Raw genomic sequence first — 15,675 nt, 5'->3', positions numbered from 1 at the left:
GTCTGGTCGGGTACGGCCGGGCACAGCCTAGTCACACCCGCCTAAATCGCGCGCTGCCTGGACGCCGAGGTGGACGTCCCGCCTCACCAGGTGCCGCCGCCACCTCCACCGAAGCCGCCACCGCCGGAGAAGCCGGAGCCACCGCTGGTGGCTGCTGTGGCCGCCTGCAGCGAACTGGACATCGTCGAGCCCAGGGAGTTCAGCGAAGAGCCCAACTGGTCCAGCCGGGGCGCGAAGCCGTACCCGGCGTACCAGTACGGGTTGAAGGTGTAGCGACCCTGGTCGGCCAGCTCCTGGAAGATCTTCGTCCAGCGCTCGGCCACCCCGAACACGATCGCGTAGGGCAGGTAGCGGGAGAACACGTCGATGCCCTCCTCGAACTTGATCTGGTCGGCCTCGGCGGTGGTCAGGTAGAGCTCGAAGCCCTTGGTCTGAGCCAGCACCGCCGAGCCGGTCGCGGTGCGACGGCCGAAGTGGTTGCTGCGGGCCAGGACGCCCACGCCGACGATCACCCCGGCCAGGCCGATCAGGCCCCAGCCAAGGAAGCCGGCAAGGAAGCCGAGGCCGGCACCCACCACGATCAGTGCGATCCCGCCACCAATGGCGGCAGCGCGCACGTGAGACGGGTTGGCCTGGTACCACTGCAGATCGACGACCCGCCGGTACAGGTTGCCGCGCACCTCGGTGAGCATCCCGGCATAGCTCTCATTGCGGAGATCCTCGGTGGTCACCCGGTTGCTGCCGGCGAACAACCGCTCCAGCAGCTCCTCTTCGTAGTCGGCGAGCTGATCCTCGGCGTTGAAGCGGCGGATGAAGGTCCACTCCTCGGGAGCGGTCTGGGTGATCTGGATCTGATTGCGGACGGCCAGGTCGACGATCGTGGCGGTCACGTCGCGGTCGTCGGCCACGTTGTCCAGCAGCGTCCCCGCTTCACCGGGACGCACCTCCTTGGGCGGAGTGAAGGCCACTGCCACCGGCGCATCGCCGTCGGCAGCGCCGACCGTCGCCTGCTGGCCCGGAGCCGGGACCACTCCCGGGGTCAGCCCCACGAAGACCTCATCACGACGACGGGTCCGCTTGATCAGCAGGCCCAGGCCCAGCACGCTCAGCAGCGCGGTCACCGAGATGGTGTACGGGTTGGCCGGGAACATGTTCTGGACGGTGTAGCGCTTGGTGTAGCGCGGCGCTACGTCGGTGAACGTGCCGGCCGGGAAGCCGGCCACCACCTGCATGCCGGAGCCATCGCCGAGGTTCTCCGCAGAGAAGGTTGCGGCGGTCCCGTTGTGGGCACTCTGGCACGGGGTGTCGTACAGGCTGCCGGAGAAGCAGCCGGTTCGGGTGACGTCCACCGGGCCGACCACGGTCACCTCGGCCCGATCGACGGGGATCTTCCAGCCATCGCCCAGCGCGTTCCAGTTCACCTCGTCCACGCCGGACGTGGCCTGGCGGGCGGCGATCAGGCCCTTGACCGTGTAGTTCACCTGGTAGGTCTGGATGCCGGTGAAGGTCCGGCCCTCGCTCCCCACCCGGATCACCAGGTTGCCGTCGGACTCTTCGCTCTCCAGCGTCGCGTCCGCACCGCTGGGGCTGGTCACCTGGCCCACCTGGACGTCGATCATTCGCCAATGGTCCAGGTCGCCCGCGATCTCCTGACGCAGCGGGAACACCAGATACGGTCCGTGACCCTCGGTGTCACCGAAGTCCACGCTCAGGTCCAGCTGCACTGCGGCCGTGCCGGACGCATCGAAGGTGGCCACCACCTTGTAGTCGGTGACCCGATCGTCGGAATCGTCGGCGTGCGCGGCCGTCGGCACCGCCGCCAACCAGCCGAACGACAGCAACAACACCAGCAGGGAACGCCAGACCCGGTTCATGCGTCGAGCCTAACAACGCCTGCCAGCCCCGCGAACGAGTGCGCCGCTATTCTGACCGCGGAGGAGGTCGCCCATGAGCGGATACCCGGTGAGCGCGGAGTTGCTCGCCGTTGTCGTGGCCATGCGCAACGGCTCCCCCACGGTGCTCACCCTCGGTGATCCGCCCCGGCTGCCGGCCGGTCCGCTGCTGCCCAGCCATCGCTCGCTGCAAGCTGCCACCCGGGCCTGGGTGGAGGAGCTGACCGGGCTGAGCCTGGGCTTCCTCGAGCAGCTGTACACCTTCGCCGACCTGGACCGCGACGAGCGCGGCGGACGTCCGATCTCGGTCTCCTACCTGGGCCTGACCACGGCCGGACAGCCCGGCATTGGTGGCTGGACCAGTTGGTATCAGCTGTTCGGCTGGGAGGACCGGCGCGGGATGCCGTCCACCCATGTCGATCCGATGGTGCCGACCCTGCTGGCCTGGGCTGACGAGGAGCCGGAACTGCGCCGGCAACGCCACCAGCGGATCAGCATCGGCTTCGGCCTGGACCCGCACCCGTGGCGTCCCGAGCTCATCCTGAACCGCTACGAACTGCTCTACGAGGCCGGCCTGGTGCCCGAGTCGCCCATCGCCGACCCAACCAGGCTGGCCCCCGGCGACCGGATGGCCGGCGACCATCGCCGGGTGCTGGCCACCGGGATGGCTCGGCTACGGGCCAAGATCGGCTACCGCCCGGTGGTGTTCGAACTGATGCGCCAAGACTTCACCTTGCGCCAGTTGCAGGAGTGCGTGGAGGCCCTTTCCGGCCATGAGATCCACACCCAGAACTTCCGGCGGATGATCGAGCAGCAGGCCCTGGTCGAGGAGACCGGCGGACAGCTGGCCGAGACCGGCGGACGTCCGGCCCGGCTCTACCGGTTCCGCCGCCAGGTGCTGGCCGAGCGGCAGGTCGCCGGAACCAAGCTCCCGATCAGCCGGGGCCGCTGACTTTCCACGTGCTGGAATAAACCGGGCCGGGTCTTTTGCTCAGATGTAGCATAAGGCTGCCGGACGGAAGGATCCCATGACCAGCATCGCTGCCGACCTCTATCCCCGCGTCAGTCACGTGGTGCCACTTGCCGAGTGGACGACCATGGGCGACGACGTGGAGGCGATCCTTCGGCTGAAGGCCGAACGCAACGCCGTGATCCTGGCGCATAACTACATGCGTCCGGAGATCTTCCACGGCGTGGCCGACATCGTGGGCGACTCGCTCGCCCTTGCCCGCAAGGCCGTGGACGTGGACGCGGACGTGATCGTGCTTGCCGGAGTGCACTTCATGGCCGAGACCGCCAAGCTGCTGAACCCGTCCAAGACCGTACTGATCCCCGACCTGCGCTCGGGCTGTTCGCTGGCCGAGTCGATCACCCCGGCCGATGTCCGGGCGCTGCGGGCGGCCCATCCGGGCGTCCCGGTGGTCACCTACGTGAACACCTCTGCCGCGGTGAAGGCCGAGTCCGACATCTGCTGCACCTCGGGCAACGCCGTGAAGGTTATCGAGAGCCTGGGCGTGCCGAAGGTGATCATGATCCCCGACCGCTTCCTGGCCGCGAACGTGGCCCGGCAGACCGGGGTCGAGGTGATCACCCATCCGGGCGCCTGCGAGGTCCACGAGCGGTTCACTCCGCTGGACATCGCTCAGATCCGCACCGACTACCCCGGCGTCACCGTGCTGGCGCACCCGGAGTGTCCGCCCGAGGTGGTGGACGCCGCCGACTACGCCGGCTCCACCGCGCAGATGGTCGACTACGTGGACGCCAAGGCGCCCACGCAGGTGGCGCTGATCACCGAGTGCTCGATGAGTGACAACGTGGCCCAGCTCTACCCCGAGGTCGACTTCGTCCGACCGTGCAACCTGTGTCCGCACATGAAGCGGAACACGCTGGGCTCGATCCGGCACGCATTGGAGACCATGACCAATGAGGTGACCGTCCCCGCGGACGTCGCCGAGGCCGCCCGCCGCTCGGTGGAGCGGATGCTGGCGATCGGAGCGGCGAAATGAGCCGCGACATCGAGGCCGGCTGCCCGGTCATCATCGGCGCCGGGCTGGCCGGACTGAGCGCGGCGATCGAACTCAGCCCGCAGCCGTGCATCGTGCTCAGCGCCGGCGCGGTCTCCACCGGCACCTCGACCGGCTGGGCCCAAGGCGGCATGGCCGCTGCGGTGGGCGCGGACGACGACCCCGAACTGCACGCCTCCGACACGCTGGCCGCCGGTGCCGGGCTCTGCGAGCCGAGCGTGGTCTCGGCGATCACCGGAGCCGCACCGGAGGCCATCGCCTGGCTGACCGGCCTGGGCGCCGGCTTCGACCGGGACGCCGGCGGGACGCTGCGACTGGGTCTGGAGGGCGCGCACAGCCGCCGCCGGATCGTCCATGCCGACGGCGACCGGACCGGTGCCGTGCTGCTGGAGACCGTTGTCGACCAGGCCCGCCGGCTGCCCTCGGTGGCGCTGTGGGATCACTCCCCCGCGCTGGCCGTGCTGACCAGGGACGGAGCCGCCTGCGGCGTCCTGGTGGACGGCCCGGACGGACCCTTCGAGGTGCACACCGACACCGTGCTGCTGGCCACCGGCGGGATCGGCGGCCTATTCAGCCACACCACCAACCCGCTGCCCTCGCGCGGCCAGGGCCTGGCGCTGGCGCATCGGGCCGGCGCGGTGCTGCGCGACATCGAGATGGTGCAGTTCCACCCGACCGCGCTGGACGTCGGCATCGACCCGATGCCGCTGGTCAGCGAGGCCGTCCGCGGTGAGGGCGCGATCCTGGTCAATGAGGCCGGCGAATGGGTGCTGCGCAACCCGCTGTCGGCTCGCGACGTGGTGTCCCGCGCCGAGTGGGCCCAGCTGCAGGCCGGCCATCGGGTCTTCCTGGACGCCACCAAGGATCCCGGAGAACGCTTCGCCACGCTGTTCGGTTCGATCTACGCCACCGCCCGCGAGGCCGGCCTGGATCCCACCCGCGATCTGCTGCCGGTTCGTCCGGCCGCCCACTACCACATGGGTGGGGTGCTGGTTGATCTGGCCGGGCACAGCACCGTCCCCGGGCTGTACGCAGCCGGCGAGGTCGCCTCAACCGGACTGCACGGCGCCAACCGGCTGGCCAGCAACTCGCTGCTGGAGGCCGTTGTCTGCGGCCGCTGGGTGGCCCAGGGCTGGAAGTCCACTGGCGCGGGAGCAGGCCTGCCGCCGGCCGTTCCGGCCCGCCGGATCGACGATGGCTGGCAGCCCGACCCGGTAGTCGACCAGGTGCGCACCATCACCAGCCGCGCGGCCGGGGTGCTGCGGGACGCGGCCGGCCTGGCCGTCGCATTGGACGAACTGAAGCCGCTGCGTGAGCACGACGCCGGGCTGGTGGCCACCTTGCTGGTCGGAGCCGCGTTGCGCCGTGAGGAGTCCCGGGGCGGCCACACGCGCACCGACTTCCCGCAGACCGCCGAGACCGCCGAGCACCTGCTCAGCCTGCCCGGCGATCGAGTGGACACCGCACTGGCCCCGGTCGGCGGCCAGCGATGAGGATGCTGCCGCGGTTGATGATCGAGCCGCTGGTCCGCGCCGCCCTCCTGGAGGACCTGGGACGGGCCGGCGACCTCACCACCGACGCCATCATCCCGGCCGACCAGGAGGCCCGGGTCGCCCTGGTCTCCCGCGAGCCCGGAGTGATCGCCGGCGGCGAGTGCGCCCGGCTGGCCTGGGAACTGGTCGATCCGCGGATCGACGTGCACGACCTGCTGCCCGACGGCAGCCGGGTGGCCCCGGGCACCGTGATCGCCACCATCACCGGACCGGCCCGCGGCCTGCTCACCGGCGAGCGGGTGGCCCTGAACTTCCTCGGCCACCTCTCCGGGGTGGCCACCGGCACCGCCACCATCGCCGACGCGATCGCCCACACCAAGGCCCGCGTGGTCGACACCCGCAAGACCCTGCCCGGGCTGCGCGCCCTGCAGAAGCACGCCGTGCTGGCCGGCGGGGGCGCCAACCACCGCTTCGGCCTGGACGATGCCGTCCTGATCAAGGACAACCACATCGCCGCCGCCGGCAGCGTCCGGGCGGCGGTGCTCGCGGCCAAAGCCGGGGTCGGACACCTGGTCAAGATCGAGGTCGAGGTCGACTCGCTGTCCCAGCTGAGCGAACTGCTCGAGGTGGGCGCTGACGCCGTCCTGCTCGACAACATGGGACCCGAGTTGCTGCGCGAGGCGGTGGCCATTGTCGACGGCCGGCTGATCACCGAGGCGTCCGGACGAATCACGCCGGCCAGCGCCGTGCCGATCGCCGAAGCCGGGGTCGATCTGATCTCGGTCGGCTGGCTCACTCATTCGGCGCACGTCCTGGACATTGGCCTGGACTACCTGGCCTGAGTCGGGCGGTATACCGCACCGATCGCTCGGGGGCCAGGCCCCCGAAACCGTCGTGGACTTTGCGGTGACGTTTTCGCACCTGTTACGTGAGTTGGTTACGGTGACCCGCATGAGTAGTGATCAGGTACTGGCTGGCCAGGCTCCGGCGGACGAGACGCCGTCCACCGAGATTCACCGCTATGGGCCGATGACGACGCCCACCCATCCGCTCGCGCTGGCGCCGGTCACGGCGCCGCCGGCCACCGTGGACGGCTTCGTGAAGGAGTTCCTGCGCGAACTCAACACCGGCCAGGGCGTAGCCCTGTCCCGCTCGACCGTGAACGACCAGTACCTGGCGCTGGCCAGGACCGTCCGGCACTACCTGATGGCGCGCTGGCTGGAGACCACCCGGCACCAGCGCGAGACCAAGGAGAAGGCGGTCGGCTACCTGTCGGCGGAGTACCTGCTCGGACGCCAGCTAGGCAACGCGCTGCTGGCCACCGACCTGGGCGAGATCGCCGAGAAGGCCATGGCCGCCTGTGGCCTGGATCTGGTCACCCTGCGCGCCCAGGAAGTCGAGCCCGGCCTGGGCAACGGCGGCCTGGGACGGCTCGCGGCCTGCTTCGTCGACTCGCTGGCCACGATGAGCATCCCCTGCATCGGCTACGGCATTCGCTACGAGTACGGGATCTTCAAGCAGACCTTCGTCGACGGCCGCCAGGTCGAGCAGCCCGACACCTGGCTGTCGCTGGGTGAGCCCTGGGGCTTCCCGCACCCCGAAGCCGCCGTCCAGGTCGACTTCGGCGGCTACACCGAGACCTACCGCGATGGAGACGTCGAGCGGACCCGCTGGGTGCCGTCCTGGAATGTGCTCGGCCTGCCGTACAACTACATGGTTCCCGGCTACCAGAACGGCCGAGTGAACACGCTGCGGCTGTGGAGCGCCCAGGCCACCAAGGCCTTCGACCTGGCCATCTTCAACGCCGGCGACTACGCCGAGGCGGTCCGCGCGCAGACCTTCGCCGAGAACATCACCAAGGTGCTCTACCCCGAGGACTCCACCCCGCAGGGCAAGGAACTGCGCCTGCAGCAGCAGTACTTCTTCGTGGCCTGCTCGATCCGCGACTTCATCAACCAGGTGATGGAGCCCGGCTTCGATCTGCACGACCTACCCGAACGGGTCACCTTCCAGCTGAACGACACCCACCCGGTGATCGCCGTGCCTGAACTGATGCGGATCCTGGTCGACGAGCACAAGTGGGAATGGGACGAGGCCTGGGACGTCACCAAGCGATGTTTCGCCTACACCTGTCACACTCTGCTGCCCGAGGCGCTTGAGGTCTGGCCGGTCGACCTGCTCGGACGGCTGCTGCCCCGGCACCTGGAGATCATCTACCAGATCAATGACGCGTTCCTGGCCGAGGTGCGCGAGCGGTTCCCCAACGACGAGCTGCGGGCCCGCTCGATGTCGATCGTCACCGACTACCCGGACCGCTCGGTGCGGATGGCCTACCTGGCCACCGTGGCCGGCATGAAGGTGAACGGGGTGGCCGCGCTGCACTCCCAGCTGCTGGCCGACAAGGTGCTGCCGGCGTTCAGCGAGTACTGGCCGGAGAAGTTCACCAACGTCACCAACGGCGTGACCCCGCGGCGCTTCCTGCGGCTGGCCAACCCGTGGCTGTCCCAGCTGATCACCGACGCGCTCGGCGTGGGCTGGGTGACCGACCTGGACCGGCTGGCCGAGCTCGAGCCGTACGCCCAGGACGAGGACTTCCGCAAGGCCTTCCGGGAGGCCAAGCAGACCAACAAGGAGCGGCTCTACGCCCTGCTCCGGGCCCGCGACGGGATCGAGCTCTCCGGAGATCACCTGCTCGACGTCATGGTCAAGCGGCTGCACGAGTACAAGCGGCAAACCCTGAAAATCCTGCACATCGTCAGCCTGTACGAGCAGATCATTCACGAGCGGGTCGACCCCACCACGATCACCCCGCGCACCGTCGTGTTCGGCGCCAAGGCGGCCCCGGGCTACCGGCTGGCCAAGGAGATCATCTACCTGATCAACAAGGTCGGCGAGACCGTGAACACCGACCCGCGGGTGGCCGGACGGCTGCAGATCGCCTTCCCGGCCAACTACAACGTGACCCTGGCCGAGAAGCTGATCCCGGCGGCCGACCTGTCGGAGCAGATTTCGCTGGCCGGCATGGAGGCCTCCGGCACCGGCAACATGAAGTTCGCCCTGAACGGCGCGCTGACCATCGGCACCGACGACGGCGCGAACGTGGAGATCCGCCAGCTGGTCGGCGACGACAACTTCTTCGGCTTCGGGATGACCGAGCCCGAGGTGGCCGCTCTGGGGGCGTCGGGCTACCAGCCGGGGTCCTACTACGAGTCGAACCCGCAGCTGAAGGCAGCGATCGATCTGATTGCGTCCGGGGCATTCTCCGGCGGCGACCGGAACGCCTTCGAGCCGGTGGTCTCGAACCTGCTCTACCACGACCGGTTCATGGCCCTGGCCGACTTCGCCTCCTATGTGGACGCGCAGGCTGCCGTCGAGGCTGCCTACGCCGACCAGGAGGCCTGGTCGAAGATGGCGATCCTGAATGTGGCTCGGACTGGCTTCTTCTCCTCCGACCGCTCGATGCGCGACTATCTGAGCCGGATCTGGCGCGCCTGAGCGATCAGAACGGGACGATGGCGAAGCGTCCGACCGCGACGAAGATCGCCAGGAACATCAGCACCAAGGCCGGAATCAGTCCGCGGAACTCGCGACGGCGTAGATGGATCAATGCCGCCCCGGCCATAGTCACGGCCAGGCAGGCGGCGGCGATCGGGGACAGCACGGGAGCGATGTGCACCAGCGGCGGAACGACCAGTCCGATCGCTCCGGCCACCTCGGCGGCCGCGATCAGCTTGACGGCCGCAGGATGGAAGTCCTCCACCCAGCCCATTCCGGAGCTGGCCAGGCGTTCCTTGGGCTGACTGAGCTTGAACAGCCCAGCGGACAGGAAGGCAGCGGCCAGAATGCCGGTGGCCACCCACATCACGATCTCCATGCGAACCTCCAGGTTCGGTTAAGCGATGGCGGCGGCCGGTGTGGCCGCCGCCATGTCACAGCTCAGACGAGGGTCGCGTCCAGGGTGATCTGGGTACCGGCCAGAGCGACCGAGACCGGGCACCCGGCCTTGGCGCCCTCAGCGAAGGTGGCGAACTCGGCCGGGGTCAGGTTGGGAACCGAGGCCTGCACGGTCAAGGTGATGCCGGTGATGCCCTGGCCGGCGACGAAGGTCACCGCAGCCTTGGTGTCGATGCTGGCCGGCGGTGTCCCGTTGCCAGCCAGTGCATGCGAGAGGGCCATGGAGTAGCAGGCGGAGTGCGCGGCGGCGATGAGCTCTTCGGGAGTGGTGGTGGTGCCACCCTCACCGGCGCGCGACTTCCAGTCGACCTCGACGCTGCCCAGGCTGGAGTTGAGGAACTCGACCTCGCCTCGACCTTCGAAGAGGGAGCCTTCCCAATGTGCCTGCGCGGAACTGACCGTCATGTTGATGCCTTTCGTCGGGGCGAGCTGTTCACCACTCACATACCCAAACCGGCCCGGAACCCCACAGATTCCGGCAATACCTAGGATTCGGTAGCCTCGGGAGTCATGAGCCACGCCGAGGTTGCCGTCGTGCCGGAGACTGGCGCGCGCCGTCCGCGGCTAAAGGTGGCGCTGGCGACCCTACTGGTGGTCGACCTGCTGATCGTGATCGGACGCCTGAGCCTGGGCTGGGTCGGCCAGACCGATCTGGCCATTCACAACTGGTTCCTTGCGGTCCGGACGCCGCTGGGTGGGCAACTGGTCACCGACTTCACCAACCTGGGCCGGACCGTCCCCATGCTGATCATCGGGCTGGTCGCCACCACCACGCTGTTCCTTGTCTATCGGCGAGCCTCGATCTGGACGGTGATGCTGATCGTCCCGGTGTGCTCGGTGGGCACCACCGAGTCGCTCAAGGCGATCTTCCGGCTGGCCCGCCCCGACATCGCCGGCGCCGTGGCGCCCTATGAGGACAGCTTCAGCTTCCCGTCCGGCCACACCCTGAACAGCACCGCCATCATCGGCGCCCTGGCCTACCTCACCTGCTGGCTGGCCCGGCGCGCCTGGGTGCGGGTGGTTGCCGTCGTGGTGGCTACCACCTGGATCGTGGCTATGGGCCTGAGCCGGGTCTACCTGGGCCACCACTGGCCCAGCGACGTCGCCCTGGGCTGGAGCCTGGGTGCGACCTGGCTGGTCGCGTTGATCTGGACGCATCGGTCCTGGCTGGCCAGGCATCCACAGCGGTCCGCCGAGGCGGTGAACGGGCTGTGACGAGCCGTCCGGCACGCTCGATTTGGTGTTCTATGCCCTGTGTTGGGTAGAGTATGGCCTCGTCCTCAGGGACTTGGGGCTATGGCGCAGTTGGTAGCGCGCTTCCATGGCATGGAAGAGGTCAGGGGTTCGAATCCCCTTAGCTCCACAACCGCGAAAGCCGCTCCGACTAGGTGAATAATCCTGGTTCGGGGCGGCTTTCTGCATGACGGCCGACGGCGCCCAGTTGGCCGGCTTCTCGTTGCGCAGATCGGGGAGCGCCTACTGCTCATCGCCCGAGGGAAAGGCTCGACACCCATGCTGAAGTCAGCGCACCGATGACCATGCGCAGTCAGCTGGATGTCCAGAGCAGGACCTGGCGGGCCACCACCGCGATCATCGTTGCCGTGATGGCGCTGGCCGGCTGCCAGCAATCGACGGCTCCTTCGGTGATCCCAAAGCCCACCCGCTCGACCTCAGCGCATCCGACGGGCGCCCCAAGTGCGACCGGGCAAACCTGGACGAGCTCAGCAGCCGACATCGCTGCGGCCCGGGCGGCGCTGCCCGCCCTCCAGGTTCGCGAGCCGCGGCGAGGCAATGCCGACTACCGGCGGATCGCCTTCGGGCCGGCCTGGACCGACACCGACCACAACGGCTGCAATCAGCGCGACGACGTCCTGTTGCGTGACGTCGCCAGGTCGGCACCGTATCGGGTGGGGACGCAGCGAGGCTGCGATCACGATCTGCTGGCCGGCACCTGGATCGACCCGTACTCAGGGACGCCGACCACCCTCACCGACGCGAAGTCTCAGCAGCAGGCTCCACTCGTCCAGATCGACCACATCGTCGCCCTCAGCGTGGCCTGGCGGGACGGCGCTCGCGACTGGACCGACGACCAGCGGCTGACCTTCGCCAATGATCTGCGCAACCTGGTCGCCACCAGTGGCGCGACGAACCAGGCCAAGGGTGGCTCCGATGCCGCCTCCTGGCGTCCGATCCCGTCCGCCCAGTGCACCTATGCCGTGCGCTATGTCGGCATCAAGGCCGCGTACGCGCTCGCGATCACCCCAGCTGAGAGCGACGCCCTGGCCGGGATGCTCCATCGTTGCGGCTAGCCGATCGGCCGGACGTCCGGCTGGCGAGCCGACTCGTTCGTCGGCAACGCTCAGGGATTGCCGACGTTGTGGCCGAGAACTGTCTGAGAGTTCGGCAAAGCCGCCACCCGACTGAGGCCCAAGTACTAGAACCGAAGCATGGCCGACTCGCCACGCAATCCCACCGTGTCCCGCTGGACGCCGCTACTCCCGTTCATCGCGCTCGTGGCACTCTCCGGGTGCACCGCGCCACTGCCCACACCGAGCACGCCCACCGCCACCGTCACGGCGACCGTCACCGCGACTGCCACGGTGACCGCGACACCGAGTGCGGAGCCGTCCGACGACCTGCCGGGGCTCCCGGAGGGTGATGCCGCGGCCAGGTCGGCTCGAGCACATACGGCCGAGGAGGACGCCGCCCGATGGCGGCTGGTAGACGACCTCCTGAGCCAGTCGAACTCCTCCGGCCATGCGGTTGTGAAGAGGTTCGACGCGGTGATCCGCAGCGCCAGCTACAGCGAGAACGCCACGGGTGAGCCCCACATGATCTTGACCCTCGACAAAGTGCGCTGGAACCCGGCCTACACCGATGGCGGCGAGGCGGAGGTCATACTCAACCCGAAGGTCACCTGGGAGAAGCTGCGCAGCGGGGACCTGCTGGTCCTGCTCAACCCCGGCGACGGACTCCACCAGGTGCCGGCGGCAGATCTTCCGGCAATGATCAAGGCAGAGGTCTCCCGCTCGAAGGAGGACAACGACGGATGGATGACTCCGTTCAGCGTCTACTTCATCGGGAACGTCCCTGTGGCCCTCGTCGAGTGGTACGTGCCGTAGCCGCGGCCCGCAGGAACGCTGCTACGGCCCGCGACGGAAGCGAACTGGCCGTTCGCTTCCGCCCCAACTACCGGGACGCCGCCACGTAGACGGTCTGCGTGAGGCTGACCCCGGCCTCGGGCAGGGAGAACCTCAAGGTCAGCTGCTCACGCGGCTCCTTGCGTCCGTCCTTGGCGATCGGCACCGACACGGTCAGCTTGGTCGACCCGGCCGCCAGATCACCGGAGATCCACAGCCCCTGCTTGTACAGCGGCTTGCTGGTGCTGCCCACGCCGTGCGCGCGACGCCAGCTCTTGGTGACGTCGGCGCCGGTCAGAGCGCGCACCTTCTTCGGGCCGCGGACCACCTCGACGATGACCGACGTGTCCACGGAGAACGGCTCACTGAGCGTGAACGCCCAGGTGGCGTTCTTGCCCTCACGGACGGTCTTGCGCGCGACGCGCAGGCTCACCTTGGGCAGCGGGTCGTCGTCCTTGATGTCGAGCTGACCGAGGTAGGAGTCGGTCATCACGCCGCGGACGCCCCAGCCGGTCAGGCTGAAGCCGGACACCCCGTCCAGACTGGGCAGGCCATTGCCGGCCACGTCGACCGGGATGCTCCCCTTGGTCTGCCCCGGGGCCAGGTTCACCGTGATCAGGTCGGAGCGCTGGAGCTCGTCATAGGAGGCCACGCGCACCACGAAGGAGCTGCGCTGCCGGGCCTTCTCGTTCAGCGTGAACGGCACCCGCACCGTCCGAGCGTTGGGGTCATTGCCCTCGAGTTCGGTGGCGGTTCCCAACGACACCAGCGGGATCCGCTTGTTCGGCGCGGCCGGCAACTCGGCCGGCACTGCGGCGGCATCGAGCACCCACACCCGGCCCTTCGGCGAGATCGAGACCAGCTCGACCGACACCACCTTGGCCAGGTCGATCCCGGCGGACGAAGGATCCACGGTCAAGGTCTGGGCCCAGAGCCGGGCGATCGTCTCGGTGGGGTCGAAGGCCACCTGTTCGTTGCCCCCGACCGGCACCAGGTCGGCGGAGGCGCCGTCGGCGTCGGTGAGCCGGACGCCGAACTGCAGCGACGGACGCGCCGGATCGATGATGGTGCGCAGCTGAAGCGTCTTCCCGGTGAGGTCAAGCGGCTTGTCGAACAGCATGCCGCCGCTCTGCCCGGTCGCATCCCAGGCGAGTTCCAGGGCCTGGCGCTCGGGAAGCACCTCGCCGAAGCTCGGCCAGTGCGGGGACGCATCGGCCAGCCGGGCGCCGCGCCCGCAGACCGAGTGACCACCGTTGCCATCGCTGACCGCGCGACAGAAGTCGGCGTCCATGGTGCCGTCGGTGGTGCCGGTGTCGACCCCGGGAACCCGGACGTCGCGTCCGCCGCCGACGCTCTCACTGAGCACGACCGCACTTCCGGTGGACGCCACCCGCACCCGCTCGCCGTCCAGCAGGGCCAGGTTGCGGGTGTCGGTTCCGGTGAACAGCTGGACGGCGCCGGCCACATAGGCGAGGCCGACAGAGCGCTGCGCAGGCGCCGAGAGGCGCTGGGGGTGCTTCTCTCCGCAGACGGCGTTCTCGTCTCCGGACCAGTCGTCCCAGGAAGGGGCGGTGCTGCCCGGCGTCCACTCGGAGTTGAAGTAGTTGTGGTTGGCCCCCATCACCATCACCGAGGAGTGCAGTGCGGTGTCATCCGAGACCAGATCCCGGGCCCCATCGGTGAACCGCTGCCCCTGCAGGTCATAGACGTCACCGTCGCAGTACGGCAGCACGGTCAGGGTCGGCACATAGGGCACGGCTTGGCCGGAGAAGTCGGTGGGTGCCAGCAGGACAGCGCCGACCACCCGATAGGGCGCCGACAGCGGAACCTGCAGGGCGGCCCGCGCCACCCCCTCGCCGCCGCGGCTGTGTCCGACCAGGACGACCTTGTCCAGGTCCAGGTGGTGCTCAGTGGCGCGCTCGGCCCAGTAGTCCAGGTGCTTGCGGACCAGCAGTGCGCGGGCGTCCGCCCCGCCGTCGGAGAGCATGTCGTCTTGGGCATTGATGCCGTTCACTCGGATCGACACCGTGAAGTAGCCCTGCGAGGCGAGTCGCTGCTGGATGTAGTCGTAGCCAAGCTGACTAGGGACTTCCTTGGACGGCGCTTGGCAGGGCCAGCCCGACTCGGAGTCCGCCTCGGCGTAGCAGTAGCTGTGCCGCCCGTGCAGGAACAGCACAATCCCCCGCGGACCGGTGTTCTCGCTCAGAGCCGGCTCCACCACATGGCCGACGAACTCGACCGGATGCTCGAAGCCCTTCACCGGGACCGGGTCACCGGTGTAGTCGCTCGTGGTGGTCTGGTAAGCGCCGGCAGTGGCCGGATCGAAGTCCAGCAGCCGGCCCGCGGGGAAGTTCACCGCGGTGTTGCGGATCGAGGCCACGTCCTGGCCGCGGCGAGAGATCCGGTCGCCGGACAGCACCACGTCGAGCTTGGCCGGGTCCGGAGCCTTGGCCGACCGCACGACGGTGGAGACCACCTGCCCATCGGCCACGATCGGGGTGCCGATCGGCGTGGCATCGCGGACGATCACCGGTCGGTCAGAGGTGATCGGCAACCGCTGCGGGGAGCGCCAGCTCACCTTCCACAGATCGCCGGACAGGTTGCGTACCGTCCAGGCGCCGACCCGCGCGCCGTCCGGACGTACGGGCCCGGTGGGCACCGGACTCGCCACCGCGGGAGAAGCACTCCCGGTGATCACCATGCTCAACGCCACCACTCCGGCGAGCACGCAACCAACAGCTGACCGATAGACCCTGCCCATTCAGACTCCGCTCGCCCCGGACGCGCCCGCGCGCACCCGAGCTGAGAATAGTCGCCAGCTGATGATCAGCGGCCTGGTCAGCGAAAACATCTCCAGCTGGTTGCGTGGCTGCAGCGCGATCGGCCAGGCACGGCAGCCGCACCGCACAACTGCCCCCATCGGATTCACGTGTATACACAATGGGTCACCAGCCTGCTAGCTTCCTGCCATGACGAGTGGACGACCGAGCGCGATCACGCCTGAGCCGACCCTTGAGCTTGCCGATGGGATCATCCCGGACGCGCCCCGTCCGCGGCCCCGCCAGGCGCGTCGATGTCGCTGAGCGATCCTCGCCGACTCTGACCCACCCCTGCCCCTGCGGCAGCCGACCGGCACCCCTGCTGCCGATCGGTCGCTCGTCCTTCTCCCGCC

Annotated in this window: 12 protein-coding genes and 1 tRNA gene; 9 read left to right on the top strand and 4 right to left on the bottom strand. The window is 68.8% G+C overall.

Annotated features, from left to right (window positions below; translation table 11 throughout):
- Positions 1 to 83 precede the first annotated feature (83 nt).
- Positions 84 to 1,874 carry a DUF2207 domain-containing protein gene (locus ATK74_RS03245; protein WP_098459697.1) on the bottom strand — a complete coding sequence of 597 codons (1,791 nt, stop codon included), beginning with the start codon at positions 1,872 to 1,874 and terminating at the stop codon, positions 84 to 86.
- A gap of 73 nt (positions 1,875 to 1,947) precedes the next feature.
- Here ATK74_RS03245 and ATK74_RS03240 point away from each other — a divergent pair, with 73 nt between their 5' ends.
- The 5 genes from ATK74_RS03240 to ATK74_RS03220 all read left to right on the top strand — a co-directional run bounded on the left by ATK74_RS03240 (position 1,948) and on the right by ATK74_RS03220 (position 8,904).
- Positions 1,948 to 2,844, top strand: a complete 897-nt coding sequence (locus ATK74_RS03240) for an NUDIX hydrolase (RefSeq protein WP_098459696.1) — start codon at positions 1,948 to 1,950, stop codon at positions 2,842 to 2,844.
- Positions 2,845 to 2,920: 76 nt separating this feature from the next.
- The gene (gene nadA, locus ATK74_RS03235; RefSeq protein ID WP_098459695.1) at positions 2,921 to 3,898 is read left to right on the top strand and encodes a quinolinate synthase NadA; all 978 of its coding nucleotides are present in this window, start codon (positions 2,921 to 2,923) and stop codon (positions 3,896 to 3,898) included.
- The gene (locus ATK74_RS03230; RefSeq protein WP_098459694.1) at positions 3,895 to 5,409 is read left to right on the top strand and encodes an L-aspartate oxidase; all 1,515 of its coding nucleotides are present in this window, start codon (positions 3,895 to 3,897) and stop codon (positions 5,407 to 5,409) included. The genes nadA and ATK74_RS03230 overlap by 4 nt, the downstream gene beginning before the upstream one ends.
- A complete protein-coding gene (nadC, locus tag ATK74_RS03225; protein ID WP_098459693.1) occupies positions 5,406 to 6,251 on the top strand; it encodes a carboxylating nicotinate-nucleotide diphosphorylase in 846 nt (281 codons plus the stop codon). The genes ATK74_RS03230 and nadC overlap by 4 nt, the downstream gene beginning before the upstream one ends.
- Positions 6,252 to 6,360: 109 nt before the next feature.
- Positions 6,361 to 8,904: a glycogen/starch/alpha-glucan phosphorylase gene (locus ATK74_RS03220; protein ID WP_098459692.1), complete on the top strand. Its 2,544-nt coding sequence runs from the start codon at positions 6,361 to 6,363 to the stop codon at positions 8,902 to 8,904.
- A 4-nt stretch (positions 8,905 to 8,908) separates the two neighbouring features.
- Here the strand turns inward: ATK74_RS03220 and ATK74_RS03215 are convergent, their stop codons facing one another.
- Positions 8,909 to 9,283 (bottom strand): DoxX family protein, encoded by a 375-nt coding sequence (locus tag ATK74_RS03215; RefSeq protein WP_098459691.1) that lies wholly within the window; start codon positions 9,281 to 9,283, stop codon positions 8,909 to 8,911.
- Between the two features lie 62 nt (positions 9,284 to 9,345).
- Complete coding sequence (locus ATK74_RS03210) at positions 9,346 to 9,768, bottom strand: OsmC family peroxiredoxin (protein WP_098459690.1); 423 nt, start codon at positions 9,766 to 9,768, stop codon at positions 9,346 to 9,348.
- Between the two features lie 105 nt (positions 9,769 to 9,873).
- On the opposite strand from ATK74_RS03210, the gene ATK74_RS03205 reads away from it, so the two are divergent.
- From ATK74_RS03205 to ATK74_RS03190, 4 genes are all read left to right on the top strand, one after another.
- The gene (locus ATK74_RS03205; RefSeq protein ID WP_098459689.1) at positions 9,874 to 10,578 is read left to right on the top strand and encodes a phosphatase PAP2 family protein; all 705 of its coding nucleotides are present in this window, start codon (positions 9,874 to 9,876) and stop codon (positions 10,576 to 10,578) included.
- A gap of 75 nt (positions 10,579 to 10,653) precedes the next feature.
- Positions 10,654 to 10,726: transfer RNA gene (locus ATK74_RS03200), tRNA-Ala, on the top strand.
- A 169-nt stretch (positions 10,727 to 10,895) separates the two neighbouring features.
- Positions 10,896 to 11,672 carry an HNH endonuclease family protein gene (locus ATK74_RS03195; RefSeq protein WP_098459688.1) on the top strand — a complete coding sequence of 259 codons (777 nt, stop codon included), beginning with the start codon at positions 10,896 to 10,898 and terminating at the stop codon, positions 11,670 to 11,672.
- Positions 11,673 to 11,810: 138 nt separating this feature from the next.
- Positions 11,811 to 12,485 (top strand): hypothetical protein, encoded by a 675-nt coding sequence (locus ATK74_RS03190; RefSeq protein WP_098459687.1) that lies wholly within the window; start codon positions 11,811 to 11,813, stop codon positions 12,483 to 12,485.
- Between the two features lie 67 nt (positions 12,486 to 12,552).
- Here the strand turns inward: ATK74_RS03190 and ATK74_RS03185 are convergent, their stop codons facing one another.
- Positions 12,553 to 15,264, bottom strand: a complete 2,712-nt coding sequence (locus ATK74_RS03185; RefSeq protein WP_143483545.1) for an alpha/beta hydrolase — start codon at positions 15,262 to 15,264, stop codon at positions 12,553 to 12,555.
- Positions 15,265 to 15,675 lie beyond the last annotated feature (411 nt).

It is taken from the genome of Propionicimonas paludicola (genome assembly GCF_002563675.1).
Classification (GTDB): Bacteria; Actinomycetota; Actinomycetes; order Propionibacteriales; family Propionibacteriaceae; genus Propionicimonas; species Propionicimonas paludicola.
The sequence above is the reverse complement of the archived record's forward strand: the minus strand, read 5'-3'. Positions and strand labels throughout refer to the sequence as shown.